Origin of the sequence: Janthinobacterium woesei (assembly GCF_051380875.1) — a bacterium.
In the GTDB taxonomy this organism is placed as follows: Bacteria; Pseudomonadota; Gammaproteobacteria; order Burkholderiales; family Burkholderiaceae_D; genus Janthinobacterium.
Map to the genome: position 1 here is coordinate 185,696 of NZ_JBNYXW010000001.1, position 16,892 is coordinate 202,587.

At 62.9% G+C, this 16,892-nt stretch carries 13 protein-coding genes and 1 pseudogene; 9 read left to right on the plus strand and 5 right to left on the minus strand.

The genetic code is table 11. The features are described from left to right. Window positions 1–8 precede the first annotated feature (8 nt). Window positions 9–662, plus strand: coding sequence for a protein-methionine-sulfoxide reductase heme-binding subunit MsrQ (gene msrQ, locus ACQ4W6_RS00855; protein ID WP_436565290.1), 654 nt, complete (start codon window positions 9–11; stop codon window positions 660–662). Here the strand turns inward: msrQ and lptM are convergent. Beyond that, a complete protein-coding gene (lptM, locus tag ACQ4W6_RS00860) occupies window positions 659–841 on the minus strand; it encodes an LPS translocon maturation chaperone LptM (RefSeq protein WP_436565291.1) in 183 nt (60 codons plus the stop codon). The genes msrQ and lptM overlap by 4 nt on opposite strands. Before the next feature lie 40 nt (window positions 842–881). On the opposite strand from lptM, the gene cyaY reads away from it, so the two are divergent. Beyond that, the gene (cyaY, locus tag ACQ4W6_RS00865) at window positions 882–1,211 is read left to right on the plus strand and encodes an iron donor protein CyaY (protein WP_436565292.1); all 330 of its coding nucleotides are present in this window, start codon (window positions 882–884) and stop codon (window positions 1,209–1,211) included. 66 nt (window positions 1,212–1,277) lie between these two features. On the opposite strand, the gene ACQ4W6_RS00870 is transcribed toward cyaY, so the two are convergent. Continuing rightward, entirely contained in the window at window positions 1,278–3,623 is a 2,346-nt protein-coding gene (locus tag ACQ4W6_RS00870; RefSeq protein WP_436565293.1) for a penicillin-binding protein 1A, read from the minus strand. A 290-nt stretch (window positions 3,624–3,913) separates the two neighbouring features. On the opposite strand from ACQ4W6_RS00870, the gene pilM reads away from it, so the two are divergent. From pilM to ACQ4W6_RS00905, 7 genes and pseudogenes are all read left to right on the plus strand, one after another. Further along, entirely contained in the window at window positions 3,914–4,555 is a 642-nt protein-coding gene (gene pilM / locus ACQ4W6_RS00875) for a pilus assembly protein PilM (RefSeq protein ID WP_436565294.1), read from the plus strand. Window positions 4,556–4,620: 65 nt separating this feature from the next. Continuing rightward, the gene (locus ACQ4W6_RS00880) at window positions 4,621–5,118 is read left to right on the plus strand and encodes a PilN domain-containing protein (RefSeq protein WP_436565295.1); all 498 of its coding nucleotides are present in this window, start codon (window positions 4,621–4,623) and stop codon (window positions 5,116–5,118) included. A gap of 25 nt (window positions 5,119–5,143) precedes the next feature. Beyond that, on the plus strand, window positions 5,144–6,202 hold the full coding sequence (locus ACQ4W6_RS00885) for a pilus assembly protein PilP (RefSeq protein WP_436565296.1): 1,059 nt from the start codon (window positions 5,144–5,146) through the stop codon (window positions 6,200–6,202). A gap of 92 nt (window positions 6,203–6,294) precedes the next feature. Continuing rightward, window positions 6,295–7,620 (plus strand): annotated as a pseudogene (locus ACQ4W6_RS00890) (type IV pilus secretin PilQ); the annotation flags it as partial. 55 nt (window positions 7,621–7,675) lie between these two features. Continuing rightward, window positions 7,676–9,910 (plus strand): Ig-like domain-containing protein, encoded by a 2,235-nt coding sequence (locus ACQ4W6_RS00895; protein WP_436565297.1) that lies wholly within the window; start codon window positions 7,676–7,678, stop codon window positions 9,908–9,910. Window positions 9,911–9,949: 39 nt separating this feature from the next. Next, window positions 9,950–11,569 (plus strand): bifunctional shikimate kinase/3-dehydroquinate synthase AroKB, encoded by a 1,620-nt coding sequence (gene aroKB, locus ACQ4W6_RS00900; protein ID WP_436565298.1) that lies wholly within the window; start codon window positions 9,950–9,952, stop codon window positions 11,567–11,569. Then, window positions 11,570–12,721 carry a deoxyguanosinetriphosphate triphosphohydrolase gene (locus ACQ4W6_RS00905; RefSeq protein WP_436565299.1) on the plus strand — a complete coding sequence of 384 codons (1,152 nt, stop codon included), beginning with the start codon at window positions 11,570–11,572 and terminating at the stop codon, window positions 12,719–12,721. Window positions 12,722–12,737: 16 nt separating this feature from the next. On the opposite strand, the gene mutY is transcribed toward ACQ4W6_RS00905, so the two are convergent. From mutY to mutM, 3 genes are read right to left on the minus strand one after another with little or no spacing between them, the layout of a single operon-like run. Next, the gene (mutY, locus tag ACQ4W6_RS00910) at window positions 12,738–13,913 is read right to left on the minus strand and encodes an A/G-specific adenine glycosylase (protein WP_436565300.1); all 1,176 of its coding nucleotides are present in this window, start codon (window positions 13,911–13,913) and stop codon (window positions 12,738–12,740) included. A gap of 54 nt (window positions 13,914–13,967) precedes the next feature. Beyond that, window positions 13,968–15,869: a dynamin family protein gene (locus ACQ4W6_RS00915; protein WP_436565301.1), complete on the minus strand. Its 1,902-nt coding sequence runs from the start codon at window positions 15,867–15,869 to the stop codon at window positions 13,968–13,970. 34 nt (window positions 15,870–15,903) lie between these two features. Further along, window positions 15,904–16,740 carry a bifunctional DNA-formamidopyrimidine glycosylase/DNA-(apurinic or apyrimidinic site) lyase gene (mutM, locus tag ACQ4W6_RS00920; RefSeq protein WP_436565302.1) on the minus strand — a complete coding sequence of 279 codons (837 nt, stop codon included), beginning with the start codon at window positions 16,738–16,740 and terminating at the stop codon, window positions 15,904–15,906. Between the last annotated feature and the right edge of the window lie 152 nt (window positions 16,741–16,892).

Consider the following 16,892-nt stretch of genomic DNA (forward strand, 5'->3'; position numbering starts at 1 on the left):
GAAGCAGCATGGCCATCAACCCTACGCCCAGACAGCTGTCGCTGCTGAAAAGCCTGATTTTCCTGCTGGCGCTGATTCCTTTTGCGCGCATGGTCTGGCTGACTTACACGGGGCAACTGGTGGAGCCGCTGGAATTCATCACGCGCGGCACGGGCGACTGGACCCTGTATTTTCTCTGCATCAGCCTGACTGTTACGCCCTTGCGGCGCATCACGCAGTGGAACTGGCTGATCAAGCTGCGGCGCATGCTGGGCCTGTTTGCGTTTTTCTACGCGGCACTGCACTTCACCACCTTCCTGTGGTTTGATCATTTCTTTGACGTGCAGGAAATGTGGAAGGATGTGCTCAAGCGGCCGTTCATCACCGTGGGTTTTATCACCTTTGTCTTGCTGATCCCGCTGGCCGTGACGAGCACGAATGGCATGCTCAAGCGCCTGGGCGGCAAGCGCTGGCAGTGGCTGCACCGGCTGATCTACGTGATCGCGCCGCTGGGCATCCTGCACTTCTGGTGGATGAAGGCAGGCAAGCATAATTTCGCGCAACCGACGCTGTTTGGTATCATCGTCGCGTTACTGCTGTTAATACGCGTGTATTATGCTTGGAGCAAGCGCTTAAAAAGCGCTAGGGCGGCCGCTGCCGCCACCCCAGTACGCTCTGTTTAGGTCAGCGGCACGATCACGGGTGGCGGCGGCACGGGCGCCGGTTCGATCGGCCCTTTTGCCGGCGCGCCTTTGGCCGCCGGCGGCTTGGGCAGGTACAGGGGGCCGGGCTGGCCGCAGCCAGCCAGGACGCTAGAGACCACAATGGCAATGCCGATATAAAACGCTTTGGATGACTTCACGATTAGAATCACGGTTTGATTAAGATCTTTGGAGTGTAGCATGAGCGAATCGGAATTCCTGGCCCTGGCCGAAGCCACCCTGACCGGCATCGAGGCGGCGCTGGACCGGCTGAACGATGCGGACGTGCTCGACGTCGAATGCAGCCGCAGCGGCAATGTGCTGGAGATCGAGTTCATCGATAACGGCACGAAAATCATCGTCAACAGTCAGGCCCCCATGCGCGAAATGTGGGTGGCGGCCCGTTCCGGCGGTTTCCATTACAAACGCGTGGGCGACGAGTGGATCAACACGCGCGACGGTTCCGAACTGTTTGCGGCCCTGTCCACCATGGCCAGCGAGCAGTCGGGTGCAGCCGTCGTGCTGAAATAATTCTTTGCGTCGCGCGCAATAAAAAAGGGCAGACTGTGCAGTCTGCCCTTTTTGCATTGTTGCCGCTTAGAACAATTCGTTCTTGACGGCTTCCTTGGCTTTTTCTTCATCCGGCGTGCCGCGCGCCGCGCCTTCCAGGCTGCCCACGCCCGTGCCCGGTGGGTTTTCCGCGTAGTAATACTCGTCGCCGACGCGAATCAAGCCTTCCGGTACGGCGCGTTCTTCGACAGGGATGCTTTTCAGGGCTTTCGCCATGTAGTTGACCCAGATTGGCAAGGCCAGGCCGCCGCCCGTTTCCTTGTTGCCCAGGTTGCGCGGCTGGTCGTAGCCGATCCAGGCGATGCCCACCAGCTTGGCCTGGTAGCCGGCGAACCACGCATCGATGGAATCGTTGGTGGTACCCGTCTTGCCGGCCAGGTCAGGGCGCTTCAATGCCATGGCCTTGTTCGCCGTGCCGAAGCGCACCACGTCGTTGAGCATGCTGTTCATCATGAAGGCATTGCGCTCGTCGATGACGCGGTTGGCTTCCTCGCCCGCCAGGTCTGGCTTGGCTTGCGACAAGATATTGCCATCGCTATCGGTCACCTTGGCGATCAGGTAAGGGTTGATCTTGTAGCCGCCGTTGGCGAACACGGCATACGCGCCCGCCATCTGCAGCGGCGTGACGTTGCCGGCGCCCAGGGCCAGGGTCAGGTACGGTGGATTCTTGTCCGCGTCAAAGCCGAAGCGCGTCGCGTATTCCTGGCCATACTTGGCGCCGATTTTGTGCAGGATGCGGATGGAAATCATGTTTTTCGATTTCATCAAGCCCTTGCGCATGGTCATCGGCCCATCGTACTTGCTGTCGTAGTTCTTCGGTTCCCACGCCTGGCCGCCCGTCTGGCCCGCGTCGAACGAGATCGGCGCATCGTTGATGATGGTCGCTGGCGACAGGCCCCGTTCCAGCGAGGCGGAATAGATGAACGGCTTGAAGGCCGAACCGGGCTGGCGCCAGGCCTGCGTGACGTGGTTGAACTTGTTGCGGTTGTAATCGAAGCCGCCCACCATGGCGCGGATGGCGCCGTCGGTGGTGCTGGCCGAAACGAAGGCCGACTGCACTTCCGGCATCTGCGTCAAGACCCAGTTGCCGCCTTCCTGCATGACGCGGATAACGGCGCCACGCTTGATGCGGCGGTTCGGCGCCGCTTTTTCCGACAGCCAGGCCGCGCCAAAGGTCAGCGCCGGTCCGGTAATCGTGATTTCCTCGCCCGCCGAGGTGACGGCCTGCAAGGACTTTGGCGACGCCTGCAGCACCATGGCGGCGATGATGTCGTCGCTGTCCGGGTGGTCGGCCAGTTCTGTCTCGATCGCGTCGTCCGCTTCGGCCTTGGTTTTCGGAATCTCGATATACGCTTCCGGGCCGCGGTAGCCGTGGCGTTTCTCGTAATCCATCACACCTTTGCGCAAGGCCAGGTAGGCAGCGTCCTGGTCCGCCTTGGTGATGGTGGTGTAGACGTTCAGGCCACGCGTGTAGGTATCTTCCTTGAATTGCTCGTAGACCAGCTGGCGCGCCATTTCCGACACGTATTCCGCGTGCACGCCAAAGGCGCTGCTGTCGGTTTTCACTTTCAGCTCTTCATTTTTCGCTTCTTCATATTGCGCCGGCGTGATGTAGCCCAGCTGCGCCATGCGCTGCAGGATGTATTGCTGGCGCACGCGCGCGCGCTTCGGGTTGACGACGGGGTTGTAGGCTGATGGCGCTTTCGGCAAGCCGGCCAGCATGGCCGCTTCGGCCACGCTCAGGTCGCGGATGTTCTTGCCGAAGTAGATTTGCGCGGCCGAGGCGAAACCGTAGGCGCGCTGTCCCAGATAAATCTGGTTCATATACACTTCCAGGATCTGGTCCTTGCTGAGATTTTTCTCGATCTTCCATGCCAGCAAGACTTCATACGCCTTGCGTTTCAGGGTTTGCTCGCTGGACAGGAAAAAGTTGCGCGCCACCTGCTGCGTGATGGTCGATGCACCTTGCTTGGCACCGCCCGTCAGGTTGTGCAGGGCCGCGCGGGCAATGCCCAGGTAATCGACGCCGCCGTGTTCATAGAAGCGGTCATCCTCGATGGCCAGCACGGCCTTCTTCATGACATCGGGGATATCCTTGATGTGCACCATGTTGCGCCGCTCTTCACCGAATTCACCGATCAGCACATTGTCGGAGGTGAACACCCGCAGCGGCATTTTCGGCTTGTAATCGGTCAGGGTATCGAGCGCCGGCAGGTTCGGATACGCCATGGCCAGGCCGAAGACCACCAGCAGCACGCCGACGACGCCCAGGCCCAGGAACGATGCCAGGGCCATCAGCAGGAAGCGTTTGGGTTTGCTGCCCTTCTTGGGCGGTTTCGAGCCAGCGTTGCCGGCAGATGATGAAGATGTCATGCGTGTTATGTCTTTCAATTAATTATGCCGCTCAATTATAAGCGAGCTTGCCGGGGCCGCAGCGCGCCTGGACGCTTGCCTGGGGGACCGTGCCTGTTGTCGCTACTCTATATAAGCGCGTATTGGTCCGCTGGCAACCAGGATTTGGTAACAATTAGTCTGCGCCAGATCATGGCCTGGCCAGATAGTGGCCACGCGCCGCAGACACAGGCGGGAAATCCATTTACAAGCCAGCACTGCCGAGACTAGGATTTTGCATGGCAGCGGCCATCCCACGGTGATATTTCTCCATGAAAAACCTATCCATTCGCAGTCTTCCTGGCAGGGGCTTGCTCGGCGTTGACATAGGGCAAGATGCCGTGCGTGTGGTCGAACTGGTACGCCGGCGGGGACAATTGTCTTGCCGGCATTGCGGCGCCGCGGTGCTGGCGCCGGGAATCATGCTTGAAGACAATATCGAGGATCTGCAGGGCTTGGCCGTGGCCCTGCGCCTGGCCTGCAGCAATAGTGGCAGCGGCTGTATCCGGGTGGCGCTGGCCATGCCTGCCACTGCCCTGATCACGCACACGATCCGCCTGCCGGCCGGATTGCCGGAGGAGCAGCTGGAAATCCTGGTGGAGCTGGAGGCGGCGCAATACATGCCCTTTGCGCTGGAAGACGCCAGCCTGGATTTTCTTACGCTCGGCCCGGCGCCGCCGCTCGCTGGCAAGGCAGGCCCGGAGATCGACGTGCTGCTGGTGGCGGCGCGGCGCGCCAGCGTGCAGCGCCGTCTCGATGCGGCCAAGGCGGCGGGTTTGATTGCCGTCGTCATGGATAGCGAGGCGCTGGCCTTGCAGGCGGCCATCGCGCAAGGCGGCTGGCAAACCTTGCCCGCTGACGGCGCAGCCTATCAGCTGGCTTGGGGGCTGGCCTTGCACCGGTTCGCCCGATGAAGGCCCTGGTGGCAGCCCTGCGCATCAACCTTTTGCCATATCGGCAGGCAGCGCGGCGACGGCGTGTGCAGCTACTGCTGTGGCAGCTGGCAGGCGGAGCACTGCTGGGATTGCTGCTGGCGCTGGGCGCGGCAGCCTGGCTGCAGGCCCGGCTCGACGCCTACGCCCGGCGCCAGGATGGCTGGCGCAGTGCCATGCAGCAGGTGGACGTCGCCCTTGCCACTGGCAAACGGGTGCACGGCGAGACGGCGGCACTGCTGGCGCGCCAGCAGGCTATTGCTGGCCTGCAAGAACAGCGCAATGCCTGGGTACGCATGTTAGAAGCCCTGGCGCGGGCAATGCCAGCCGGCGTGGTCTTGCACAGCGTGCGCCAGGAAGCGGCGATGGTGCGCTTGCAAGGGCATGCTGTATCGCAGGACAAGGTCGCGGCACTGCTGCTGGCGCTGGCCGATGCGGCGCCATGGTCGAGGCCGGAATTGCTGGAAGTGCGCGGCGTGGCAGACGGTGCGGTGGAATGGACGATACGGCTGGCATGGCCAGGTTCGGCGGCATCGGCTGCGTAAGCGTAGACACAGGAGGTGGCTGATCATGTTGCGCCTGAAAAAAGCATCGCTGTGGCCGTTGCCGGCCCGCCTCGCCAGTGCCGCCCTGACCGCTGCGCTGGTGGCTGCGCTGCTGCACCTGGCATGGCTCCATGGGCTGCTTGCCGCCGTGCAGGCCGCGCAAGGAGAGGAAGCGCGTTTGCGCACCACCTATCTGCAAGCCCAGGCCCGGGCAGGGCGATTGCCTGGCTGGCGCGAACAGCAGCGCCGGGCAGGCGCCGAGTTGGCCAGGCTGGAATGGCAACTGCCAAACAGCCAGCAAATGGCGGCGCTATTGTCCGATATCAATGCGGCAGGCCAGTCGCGCGGCGTGCAATTCACCCTGTTCAAGCCCGGCCTGCCCCAGCCGCAGGCATATTATGTGGCGCTGCCCATTGCCGTCCAGCTGCGCGGTGCCTATCACGCCATGGGCGAGCTGATGGCGGACCTGGCACGGCTGCGGCGCATCGTCACCGTGCACGAATTGGCGTTGACTGGCGGCAAGGATGGCATGCTGACCCTCGATGCCGTGCTGCACGCCTATCGCTTGCCCGACGCGCAGGAACGGGCGGCGCTGGCCCGCGTACCGCCGCTGCCAATCCAGCAGGCACCGTTGGCCTGGCGAGTGCTGCCTGATTTCATACCGCTTCCTTACGCGGGCACCGCCTTGCCCGATCCCTTTGCCGCACCCTTGCAGGCACAGCAGGCACAGCAGGCACAGCAGGCGGCGCGCGGCGGCGTGGCGGGCCCGGACCTGCGCCGTCCCCGTGCAGCGCTGGAAAGCGTAGCACTGCCGGCCTTGAGCATGGTGGGCAGCGTGCGCCACGCCGGCCGCCTGAGCGCGCTGCTGCTGGCGGGGCAGCGCGTGTACCGGGTCGAGGTGGGCCAGCATCTGGGGCAAGACCACGGCGTGGTGACAGCGATCAGCGAGCAGGCCGTGCAGTATCGTGAACTGCTGCGCGAGGCGGACGGTCCCTGGCGTGAGCGGCGCGGCAGCCTGGGCTTGCAGGTGGCGGGGAGCGCCGGTGCCGCAGCCAAGGCCAGCTTGCCCGAGGCGGCGCCATGAGGCCGCGCCGGATGCTCGCAGCTACGCTGCTGTGCCTGCATGCGAACGGCATTGCCCAGGATGCCGTGGTGCTGGTGACGGCGCCGCGCCTGTATGCAGGCGAGAAAATCTCCGTCGATTTCCAGAACGTGGGCGTGCGCGCGGCGCTGCACATATTGGCCGACGCATCGGGGCAAAACATCATCGCCAGCGACAGCGTGGCGGGCAATCTGACCATGCGTTTGCGCGACTTGCCGTGGGACCAGGCACTCGATGCCGTGCTGCAAGCGAAGGGCCTGGACATGCGGCGCAATGGCAACGTGCTGTGGATCGCGCCGCGCGAGGAAATGCTGGCGCGCGAAAAGCTGGAATTGGAGCAGCGCGCGCAGATCGCGGAACTCGAACCGCTGCAATCGGCCATCTTCCAGCTCAATTATCAGAAGGCCGAGGCATTTCGCACGGTGTTCGGCCTCGACGCAGGCGAAGGGCGCAGCCGCTTGCTGTCGCGTCGCGGCAGCGTGCTGATCGAGCCGCGCACCAACCAGCTGTTCATCACCGATGTGCCGGCGCGCCTGGAACAGATCCGTTTGCTGATCGCCAAGACGGACATTGCCACACGACAAGTCATGATCGAGGCGCGCATTGTCGAGGCGAACGACAGTTTCAGCCGCAACCTGGGCGCGCGCCTGGGTTTTTCCGACCTGCGGCAGGCAGCGGGCCAGTTGCCTGGTTTTTCGCTGGGCGGCAGCGGACGCCGCGCGGCCATCGGCGGCAGCTATGAAGGCGTGGGCGAGGCGACGGGGCAGACGGTGGCAGGGGCCGGTGTCTTCGTGCCGAATACGCAATTCGTCAACTTGCCGGCCGCCAGCATCAATGGCTTGCAGCCGGCCAGTTTCGCCCTGAGCCTGTTTTCGGCGGCAGCGAACCGCTTTTTGAACCTGGAACTGTCCGCGCTGGAGGCCGATGGGCGGGGCAAGATCATTTCCAGCCCGCGTGTGGTGACGGCCGACAAGGTGCAGGCGCTGATCGAGCAGGGCATCGAATTGCCATACCAGGTGGCCACCAGCAGTGGCGCCACGTCGATCACGTTTCGCAAGGCGAACCTGCGCCTGGAAGTCACGCCGCAGATCACGCCGGACGGCAATGTGGTGCTGGAAGTGGACGTCAACAAGGATAGCGTGGGCCAGGAAACGCGTTCCGGCTTCGCCATCGACACCAAGCATGTGCGCACGCAAGTGATGGTGGAAGACGGCGGCACGGTGGTCCTCGGTGGCATTTATCAACAGTCCGAGCGGGGTACGGACAGCAAAGTGCCGATTCTTGGCGACATCCCTTTGCTGGGGATTTTTTTCCGCAGTACGGGCCGGAGTCAAGAAAAAACCGAACTGATGGTGTTCATTACACCGAAAATAGTGGCAGATCGGCCTGCAACACGTTAATGTTTCGTCTTTGCGTTTAAGTAACAATACAGACGAAAGCGGACTGATGGCAACTATGCGGAATGTATCCCCGAGCAACACTTATTGGGGTAGGGTATCGAATTGGCTGGTATTGCTGGCGCTGGGTACCTTGCTGGCAGCGTGTGGCGGCGGTGGCGGCGACCCCACCCTCGGGAATTCTGGCGGTACGAACAGTGGCGTTGCCAGCGTCTCGCTCGTGGCTAGCGCCGCTGCCATCGTCGCCTCGGGCGAAGATGGCACCGAAGTCACGTTGACGGCAATTATAAAAAATGCAAGTAACAATGCCATGAGCGGGCAGACGGTCGCCTTTACGGCCAGTTCGGGCACGATCAGCAATACGACGCGCATCACGGATGCCAACGGCACAGTGATTGAAAAGCTCAGCGTGAAAGGTGATGCGACGCTGCGCGACATCACGATCAAGGCCAGTAGCGGCGGTATCGAATCCGCCCCGGTCGTGGTCAAGGTGGTGCCAGTCACGTCCAGTATCGCTGCTCTGCTGCTGACTTCCTCCGGTGGCACGCTGGCATCGTCGGGCGGTACTGCGGTCAATGTCATCGCGTTTGTCAAGGATGCCAATAATGCGATTGTGCCAAATGCCAACGTCACCTTCAGGGCCGATTCGGGTGCGCTGGACGCGACGGTGGTCAGCACCAATGCGCAAGGGCAGGCCATCGTCAGCCTCAATACGGGGGGCGACGCCAGCCTGCGCACGATCAAGGTCAGCGCCAGTGCCGGTGCGCAAACGGCCAGTACCGATATCAGTGTCAGCGGCACGAAACTGGCCATCAATGCCTTTTCGTCGATCAACCTGAAAACGAGTACCGACATGGTGGTCAAACTGGTCGATTCCAGCGGCAATGCGCTGGCGGGCAAACCGGTCACCTTCAGCGCACAGCTCAATGCGCTGACGGTAAAGGGCGGCGGCGCCAGCCCGGCGTTGACGGACAATAATGGTCAACTGGTATTGAGCTACAACGCCCAGTCTGGCACCAGCGATACGATCACCATCAAGGGCCAGGGCGACAGCGTGGTAATGCCAGTGGCGATCAATGCGGCCAACTTCACGATCAACGCCGTCACCGGCGCCAATGTGGCGTTGACGATACTGGCAACCCAGACCTGCTACGCGATTACCGTGCACAGCGATGTGGCCGGCACGCCGCAAGCGGGCAATGTACGTTTCAGTACCTCGCGCGGCGCGATTTACCAGGATGCCGCCTGCGCCACGCCTTTGCTGGCGCCGCTGGCGCTCGTTGGCGGCAATGCCATTGCCTATGTGCAGGCTGCCGGCGCGGGGAAGACTTCGCTGACAGCCAGGAACGAGGGCACGGGTGTGTTGGTGCAGGCCGACGTGGAGTTCGTCGCCCCGCTGACGCCACAGGCAACCGTCACCTTGCAGGCCGACCCTGCCGTGATCGGTGCCAATACGGCAGGCAGCACCTCCCAGCGCAGCGCCCTGCGCGCCATCGTGCGCGACGGCACGGCGCAAAACAACCTCGTCAAGAATGCCCAGGTCGGCTTTACCATCCAGAGCGATGCCAGCGGTGGTTCGCTGAGCTCGCCGTCGGTGGTGAATACCGATGGCGACGGCATGGCCACGGTCAGTTATATCGCTGGCCAGGCCAGCACCGGAGTCGATGGCGTGATCGTCCAGGCTCAATTGCAGGGCGCATCGAACAGCAGCGCCACGGCCAAGCTGACGGTAACGAAGAAATCGCTGTTCATCAGTGCCGGCAGCGGCAATGCGCTCGATGAAACGGACAGCAGCACCTATCGCAAGACCTATACTGTGTTTGTGACGGACGCTGCGGGCAATCCGGTTCCTGATGTGATCATCACGGCCGCTGCCTGGCCCCGGTATTATTACAAGGGTTATCTGCAGTTTTCCACGGCGGCATTAAGCTGGGTCGTGGCGCAGCACGTGGAATGCAAGAATGAGGACCAGGACCGTGACGGCATGCTCGACCCTGGCGAAGATGAAAATGCCAACGGCTACCTCGATCCTGGCATTCCGCTCAATCTGTCCACCGGGGGCAAGACCGACAGCACCGGCACCACCACCGTGACGCTCACTTATCCGCGCGACAGGGCCAACTGGCTGGACGTCGAATTGACGATTCGTGGCAATAGTTCCGGGACGGAGGCAACTTATGTCGGTTACACTTTGCTTCCGGGACTGTTCTCGGACTTTAACCGTCAGGATGTGTCTCCACCAGGCGTGAATAGTCCGTATGGGCAGGCGAATGTTTGTAGTAATCCAAAATAACTGTCGCAGCAAATGCAAAATCTGTTTTTAGTAGGCCTCATGGGTGCAGGCAAGACCACGATCGGGCGCATCCTGGCCCGCAAGCTGGGCTTGCGCTTTGTCGATTCCGACCACGAAATCGAGGCGCGCACGGGAGCGACCATCCCGTGGATCTTTGAAATCGAGGGCGAGGCCAGCTTTCGCCGGCGCGAGGCCGAGGTCATCCGCGACCTGAGCGCCCAGGAAGGCATCGTCATGGCCACCGGCGGCGGCGCGGTGATGAATGCAGAAAGCCGCGCTTACCTGAAGGAGCGGGGCACGGTGGTGTACTTGCGCGCCAGCGTCAGCAACATACTGGCGCGCACCAGCCATGACAAGAACCGCCCCCTGCTGCAGACGGCAGACCCGCGCAAGAAGCTGGAAGAATTGACGGCGCAGCGCGAGCCCCATTACATGGACGTGGCCGACATTGTGATCGACACGGGCCGTCCTAACGTACAATCGATGGTTCAGACCATCCTGATGCAGCTGGCCAGCCTCGAATGCGAGGCTTCGCCCAACTGCGTCATTCATGCAGAGCCTTCGATGAACGAACAATCCAAAATGTTGTTGAGCGTAGACCTCGACGAACGCAGTTATCCGATCGCCATCGGTCCTGGCCTGCTGGCCGACGCCGATGCGCTGCTGCGCCATGTCAGCGGCCACAAGGTAGCCATCGTCACCAATACCACCGTCGCCCCGCTGTACCTGGGCCGCTTGCAGGCGGCGCTGGCCAGCGATGGCCGCGAAGTGATCAGCATCGTCCTGCCGGACGGCGAAGAATATAAAAACTGGGCCAGCCTGATGCAGATTTTCGACGCGCTGCTGGCCAATAAATGCGACCGCAAGACCACCCTGGTGGCGCTGGGAGGCGGCGTGATCGGCGACCTGACCGGCTACGCGGCGGCCAGCTACATGCGCGGCATCGGCTTCGTGCAGGTGCCCACCACCTTGCTGGCGCAGGTCGATTCGTCCGTCGGCGGCAAGACGGGCATCAACCACCCGCTGGGCAAGAACATGATCGGCGCCTTCTACCAGCCGCGCGCCGTGATCGCCGACACGTCGACCCTGGAAACTCTGCCGGCGCGCGAGCTGTCGGCCGGCCTGGCCGAAGTGATCAAGCATGGCGCCATTATCGATGCGGCCTTCTTCGACTGGATCGAGGCAAACATGGCCAAGCTGATGGCGCGCGACAAGGGCGCCCTGGCGTACGCCATCGCCCGCTCGTGCGAAATCAAGGCCGACGTGGTGCGCCAGGATGAACGCGAAGGTGGTTTGCGCGCCATCCTGAACTTCGGCCACACGTTCGGCCACGCCATCGAGGCGGGCCTGGGCTATGGCCACTGGCTGCACGGCGAAGCCGTCGGCTGCGGCATGGTGATGGCAGCCGACCTGTCCTGCCGCATGGGCTACATCGACCAGGCAGCCGTGGAGCGTGTGCGCAATCTGGTCGCCGCCGCGGGCCTGCCCGTCAAGGCGCCGGACCTGGGCGTGGCGCGCTGGCTCGAACTGATGGAAGTGGACAAGAAGAACGAGGGCGGCGCCATCAAGTTCATCCTCTTGAAACCACTGGGCAGCCCCTGCATCACGTCCGCGCCGCACGAACTGGTGCTGGCCACGCTGGCCGCCGGAGTGGCGTAAATGCTGCCGGAAGACGCCCTCGCCCAGAGCTTTCTAGCCCCTTATGCAGCGCATTCGGCACAGGGGCAGGGACGTCGCTTTGCCGAGGCGCCGCACGCCTCGCGCAGCCAGTTCCAGCGCGACCGCGACCGCATCATCCATTCTTCGGCCTTCCGCCGCCTCGAATACAAGACGCAGGTTTTCCTCAACCACGAAGGCGATCTTTTCCGCACGCGCCTGACGCACAGCCTGGAAGTGGCGCAAGTAGGCCGCTCCATGGCGCGCAACCTGCGCCTGAATGAAGATTTGGTGGAAGCGATCGCACTGGCGCATGACCTCGGCCACACGCCGTTCGGCCACGTGGGCCAGGACGTGCTCAATGAATGCATGAAGGAGCATGGCGGCTTCGAGCATAACCTGCAAAGCCTGCGCGTGGTCGACACGCTGGAAGAACATTACGGCGCCTTTGACGGCTTGAACCTGATGTTCGAGACGCGCGAAGGCATCCTGAAACACTGCTCGCTGGCGCACGCGCGCGAACTGGGCCCCGTCGCCCAGCGCTTCATCGACCGCACGCAGCCGAGCCTGGAAGCGCAACTGACCAACCTGGCCGACGAAATCGCCTACAACAGCCACGATATCGACGATGGCCTGCGTTCGGGCTTGATCACCATCGCGCAGCTGGAAGAGGTGGAATTCTTTGGCCGCCTGTGGCGTGATGTGCAGCAGGCGTTTCCCGGCCTGTCAGGCCGGCGCGCCATCTACGAAACCCTGCGCCGCCTGATCACGGCACTGGCCGACGACCTGATCATCACCTCGAACCAGTTGATTGCGGACACCGCGCCGCGCGACATCAACGAAGTACGTGCCAGCGCGCCGCTGATCCGTTTTTCGGACGCCATGCGCCGTGATGCGACGGACTTGAAACGCTTCCTGCGCGCCAATCTGTACCGCCACTACCAGGTCAACCGCATGCGAGTGAAGGCCAGCCGCATCGTGCGCGAACTGTACGGCAGCTTCATGGCCGAACCGGCTTTGCTGCCGCCCGATTATCAAATCAACGGTGATGACGTGAGCAGACAGGCGCGCAAGATCGCAGACTATATCGCCGGCATGACGGACCGCTACGCGATCCGCGAGCACCGCCGCCTGTATTCGCTCGACGAGCTGTAGGCGGCACCCGGGCGCACTAGAACATGCTGCGCTGCGCTGCACGCGCATCGCCGAACAGCTCCAGCAGCAGCTTCTTGATGGGCGCCGGCAGCGGCGCGTCAAAGATCTTTGCTCCGTCATACCAGACGTGCGTGGCCTCGCCTGCCAGTGCGAGGCGCCGCGCCAGAGTGATGCGGCAGGGGACGATGTGCAGCTTGTAGTGCGTGAAGACATGCACGATGGGCAGCAATTGCTCCTGCGTTTCAATCCCGCCGAACGGCGCCACGGCGCGCGCCAGCGCATCTTGCCCGATGGCGCGCGGATAGTCCGGGCCGGCCAGCACATGGCCATCGAGTTCCGGCAGCGACAGCAAGCCGCCCCAAATACCGGAGCCGGGACGCTGCTCGAGCAGTACCTGGCCGTCGTCGATGATGACCAGCATCACCGCGTGTTTTTCCGGACTGGCCTTCTTCGGCTTGCGCACGGGTAGATCCTTGACGCGATCGGTGGCATAAGCCACGCAGCGCGGTTGCAAGGGGCAGCGCTGGCAATCGGGGCTGCTGCGCGTGCACAGGGTGGCGCCGAAGTCCATCAAGCCCTGCGTGTAGGCTTCGATGCCCGAATCTATTCCCGCTGCGGGCAGTAGCGCTTCGGCGCGGCGCCACATGGCTTCTTCGACCCGCTTTTCGCCGGGATAGGCGTCGATGCCGAACGTGCGTGCGAACACGCGCTTGACGTTGCCGTCCATGATGGCCGCGCGGGTGCCGCTGGAAAACGCGGAAATGGCGGCCGCCGTCGAGCGGCCGATGCCGGGCAGGTCGGCCAGCAGTAGCGGGTCGCTGGGGAAGACGCCATCGTATTCGGCCACCACGCGCTGCGCGCACTTGTGCAGGTTGCGCGCCCGCGTGTAGTAGCCAAGGCCGCTCCACTGCGCCATCACGTCTTCCACCGGCGCGCAAGCCAGATCGCGCAAGGTGGGGAAGCGTTCCAGGAAGCGCGCGTAGTAGGCCAGCACGGCGGTCACCTGCGTTTGCTGCAGCATGATCTCGGACAGCCAGATCAGATAGGCGTCGCGCGTGTTTTGCCACGGCAGCGCATGGCGGCCATGCTGCTTTTGCCAGGCGATGACGGTGCTGGAAAAACTGGGATCGATATAATTTTCAAGTGGTGCCGCGCCCCGTGTGGGCGCTAGCGGATGCAGCAGACGTTTCATGCAGGGTTCCAGTGTTTTGTAGTGCGTGTTTGTGCGTGTTCTTGTGCGTGTTCATCAGCTTGCGCTGGCCGCGCGCAAGGTGGCGGCCAGCTGCGCCAGTTGCGCCTTGTCGCGCTCCAGCGCCGCCAGGCTCGCTTCAAAGCCGGCGATTTTCTGTTCCAGGCTGCCCGTCGCGTCGTGGATGCGCTGGATCGATGCCAAGCGTAGTTTCAGCTGCTCCTTGTATTCGGCGATCTGCGCTTCGAGCGGCGCCATGATGACTTTCAACCAGGCGCTGGCGTCGTCGTTGGCGGCCGAGAAGCTGCGGCGCACGCGCGAGGCGATGGTATCGAAGAATTTTTCCATCAGCACGACGCGGCTGGTGGTGAGCAGGGTCGCCGTGCCGAACTGTTTATGATAAACGGCTTCGATATCGGCGATCTCCTGACGATAACGGGCCAGCGAAAACGGCATCGGCAAGGCCAGCGACAGGCCATGCTCCGAGGCGAATTTACGGTACATCACGTTCATCATTTCCGTGATCTCGGCCGTCTTGCCTTCCGAGCGGTCCAGGTTATGGGCGATGCGTTCGAAATACTGGCGCATGGCTTCGCGCAGCCCTGTAAAAAAGCGGCTGCGCTGCATGGCTGCGCGCACGGCATCGATATCGTCGCGCACGATGTCCATGCCCAGGCTCGTGTACAGCTCCGTCGACAGTCTTGTAAACACGGCGCGCGTGGCCTGCAGCTTGAACAGGCTGCCGTCGAATTCCTTTTTCTCGATATCGATGCGCCGCATCATGTGCGCGATCACGCTCTGGTTCTTGCCGCGCAGGCTGTGCAGCTCATGCAACTGCTCGGCGATGCCGCGCGCGCGTGCCGCCGCCTGCACCTGCTGTGCGGCCATGATGGCGTCCAGGTCGAAGGCCAGCTGGCGCCGGATGATGTCCTTGCGCGCGGGGATCAGCTCTTCGAACAGGGCCGTTTCCAGCGCTTGCAGGCGGCTCTTTTCCAGCAGCGCCGCGTCGCGGTTGATCTTGCCCACCAGGGCCTTTTGCGCCGAGACGGGAAACACCTGGCTGGAATCGAGGGTCAGCAAGTGCGCCACACTGGCCTGTTGGCGTTCGATAGCCTGCGCCACCTCGGCATCGCCGCGCAATTCGTCCCACATGCTGTCGATCTTGTTGAGCACGACCAGGCGCCCCGTGCCGGCGCCAATATGGTTGCGCCATACTTCGATGTCGCTGCGCGTGACGCCCGTATCGGCCGCCAGGATGAACAGCACCGCGTGCGCATTCGGAATCAGGTTCAGCGTCAGTTCCGGTTCCGTGCCGATGGCGTTCAGGCCCGGCGTGTCGAGGATGACCAGGCCTTGTTTCAGCAACGGATGGGGGAAGTTGATGATGGCGTGGCGCCACATGGAGATTTCCACCTGGCCGTCCTCGTCGAGCATCGAGGGCGCGTCGGCATCATCGACGTCGTACAGGCCGTAGCGCGCCGCTTCCTCGATGCTGACTTTCTTCGTCAGGCTCACCTGGCGGATGGCTTCCTGCATGTCGCCGCCCGCATCGATATTGAGCGGCAGGACGGTCCAGGCGGCAGGCATGTCGCGGTAGTCGCTGGTCGACAGGTTCTGCGCGCGCGTCTCGATGGGCAGCAAACGGATTGACGGTTGCCAGTTGGCGTCGTACAGCAGTTCGGTGGGACACATGGTGGTGCGGCCCGCGCCCGAGGGCAGGATGCGCTGGCCGTAGTCGGCAAAGAAGATGGCGTTGATCAGCTCCGATTTGCCGCGCGAGAATTCCGCCACGAAGGCCACGGACAGGCGGTCGTCTAGCAGGCGGGACACGCAGCGGCCCAGGCGCAGCGCAGAAGCGCCGTCGACCAGCCCCGCCACGCTGGCGGCCTGCCGGTAAGCCTGCAAGGCGGCCAGCACGTCCTGGCGCCATGCGCTGTATTGTTCCAAGTCCCTGACCATCTGGCTCCCTTTGCGAGTGACTTACTTTTGACAGTTATTTCTGGCAATGCGCGCAGTAAAACGTGGAACGCTGTCCCTGCACGATTTGCCGGATCGGCGCGCCGCATACGCGGCATGGCTTGTCCGTCCGGTTATAAACGAAGTACGATTGCTGGAAGTAGCCGGACTGGCCGTTTACGCCGATGAAGTCGCGCAAGGTGCTGCCGCCTTGCACGATGGCTTCGGCCAGCACGTCGCGGATCGCCTGCGCCAGTTTCTCATAGCGGGCTAGGCCGATGCGCCTGGCCGGCGTCTTCGGATTGATCCCCGCGCGAAACAAACTTTCTGAACAATAGATATTGCCCACGCCGACGACGATATTGCCCGCCATCAGCACCTGCTTGATGCTGCTGCCCTTGTTGCGCGTTTTCTCGAACAGCAGCTGGCCCGTGAAGCCGCCTTCCAGCGGTTCCGTGCCCAGGCCGCGCAGCAGCACGTGGCTGTCGAGCGGGCCGTCGGCCTCGTCGTGCCACAGCACGGCGCCGAAGCGGCGCGGGTCCGTCATGCGCAGCACTTGGCTACCGCCGTTCGCGTCTTCCACGACCAGGTCGAAATGGTCGTGCTTTTGCGCTTCCGTCCCCGGCGGCAGCACGCGCAGGTGGCCCGACATGCCCAGGTGGATGATCAGGGTGCCGTGGCGGAAGTGGATCAGCAGGTATTTGCCGCGCCGCCCCGTCAGGCCGATGGTTTGCCCGGACAGCTGTTCGCCCAGGGCAGGGGGGAAGGGCCAGCGCAGGCCGGCGCGACGCAGCACGACGGAGCGCACGGCGCGGCCTTCGAGATGGGGCGCGACACCGCGCCGTGTGACTTCGACTTCTGGCAATTCTGGCATAGGGCTCGAAGGTATGAAAAACGGCTAAAAAACAGGCGGATTGCAGGTGAATGGCTGCTCCGGGCGCACCACGCCAGCACGGCGTATATATTTCGTTACATACGTGAAGTACGCGATGGACGGGTTGGGCGTAGAATTAAACTTTGCCGTTT